A 1,857-nucleotide genomic window follows, 5' to 3' on the forward strand; every position below is an offset into this window, starting at 1 on the left:
CCTCATCATGACCGCCCTGGGGTTGGCGGTGGCCATCCCTGCGGTGCTCGCCTACAACGCCTTCACCCGCGCCAACCGAGTGCTGCTCTCGGAGCTGGACGGTTTCGCCCACGATGTCTTCGCCTTCATGGCGACCGGGGTGCGTGCCGACGACGCCCGCGCCCGCCCGCCGGCCGCGGCGCGCTCGTCGGTTCCTCCGGTGGCGGCGAGCGCGGGGAGCGCCTGAGATGGCCTTCGGCGGCTTCCAGGACGGCGGGCCCGGCCAGCCGGTCAGCGAGATCAACATGATCCCGCTGATCGACGTCATGCTGGTGCTGCTCATCATCTTCATCATCACGGCTCCGCTGCTCACCCACGCGGTGAAGATCGATCTACCCAAGGCCACGAGCCAGGTAAACATCACCCGACCCGAGAACGTGCAGCTCGCCATCCGCTCCACGGGGGAAGTGTTCTGGAACGGGGAGCAGGTCGATCGGCGCGAGCTCCAGCAGCGGCTTCAGGACGCAGCACGCCTTGCGCCCCAGCCGGAGCTGCACTTCCGGGCCGACGCCGCTGCCGAGTACCGCTACGTGGCCGAGGTTTTGTCCCTCGCCGCGAGCACGGGGCTCACCCGCATCGGGTTCGTCACCGACCCCAGGGAGCCGTGAGGGAAGGGCCGTGACCAGACGAACGCGCCTCTCACTCGCCTTGCCGCGGTGGCTCGCGGCGGCCACCCTCATCGCGGTCACTGCCTGGGTCGGGGCAACCCCTTCCGGAACGAGCCTGCAAGATGCCGAGAACATCGTGCACATGCTGGATTACGTAAGCGTGGACTATCCGGAATTCGTGCAAGATGGCCAGGTGCTGGACCCGGCTGAGTACCAGGAGCAACTCGAGTTCGCCAGCCAGGTACGGACACTGCTCGAGGCGCTGCCGCAGACGGCGCAGCAGCCGGACCTCGTGGCGCAGGCGGCGGCACTGAAGCGCCGCATCGAGGCAAAAGCTCCGGGGGAGGAAGTGAGCCGCCTCGCGGCAAACCTGCGCTGGGCGGTGATCGACGCCTACCATCTCACCGTGACACCGAAGCGGGCACCCGATCTTTCCCGGGCGCCTGCCCTCTACGCCGAGCATTGCGCCCAGTGCCACGGCGCGCAGGGACGCGGCGACGGTGCGGCGGCTGCAGGCTTGGACCCGCCGCCCAGCAATTTCCACGACCAGGCGCGCATGGCGAGCCGCAGCCTTTACGGGCTCTACAACACCATCACCCTGGGCGTGGCGGGCACGGCCATGACCGGCTTCCGCCATTTCTCCGAAGAGGATCGCTGGGCCCTCGCCTTTTATGTCAACGGCATGGGGATCGACCCGACGCTCTTGCAAAAGGGGATGACGCTGTGGGGGGGAGGCATCGGCCGCAATGTCTTTTCTGGTCTCAAGCCCCTTGCGACCCTCACCCGCAAAGAGGTGGCGGAAAAGCACGGCGAGGAAGCAGCCGCTGTCATGGCCTGGCTTGCCGTCCACCCCGAAGCCCTCGAGCCTGCCACGGGCTCGCCCATTGCCGAAAGCCGCCGGCTGCTCGCCGAGAGTGTGGAGGCTTATCGCCGCGGCGACCGGGCTGAGGCCCTGCGGCGTGCGGTCAGCGCCTACCTGGAAGGCTTCGAGCTCGCCGAGGCGAGCCTAGACGCGGTGGCGAGCGACCTTCGGGTCGAAGTGGAAAAGGCCATGACGGGCTACCGTAGCCTGTTGCGCGCGGGCGCCCCTGCCCTCCACTTCGGGGGCAGGGCCGCGGAAATCGACGCGCTGCTGGTTGAGGCGCAGAATCGGCTCGGCGGGGACGGGCTCTCGCCCACGGCTGCGGCGGTGTCGGCTTTCGTCATTCTC

At 68.4% G+C, this 1,857-nt stretch carries 3 protein-coding genes; all 3 read left to right on the forward strand.

Annotated features, from left to right (window positions below; translation table 11 throughout):
* Positions 1 to 226: MotA/TolQ/ExbB proton channel family protein (locus tag V7Q81_RS15930; protein ID WP_333845296.1), on the forward strand; the 226-nt coding region annotated here is incomplete at its 5' end.
* 1 nt (position 227) lies between these two features.
* Entirely contained in the window at positions 228 to 647 is a 420-nt protein-coding gene (locus V7Q81_RS15935; RefSeq protein ID WP_333845299.1) for an ExbD/TolR family protein, read from the forward strand.
* Between the two features lie 10 nt (positions 648 to 657).
* On the forward strand, positions 658 to 1,857 hold a 1,200-nt coding region (locus V7Q81_RS15940), incomplete at its 3' end, for a c-type cytochrome (protein ID WP_333845301.1).

The organism is Pelomicrobium sp., assembly GCF_036803785.1.
Taxonomy (GTDB): Bacteria; Pseudomonadota; Gammaproteobacteria; order Burkholderiales; family UBA6910; genus Pelomicrobium.

What these genes read in the sequence shown, in the direction of transcription:
- V7Q81_RS15935 (WP_333845299.1), top strand. Translation starts at nt 228, where the DNA reads ATGGCCTTCGGCGGCTTCCAGGACGGCGGGCCCGGCCAGCCGGTCAGC.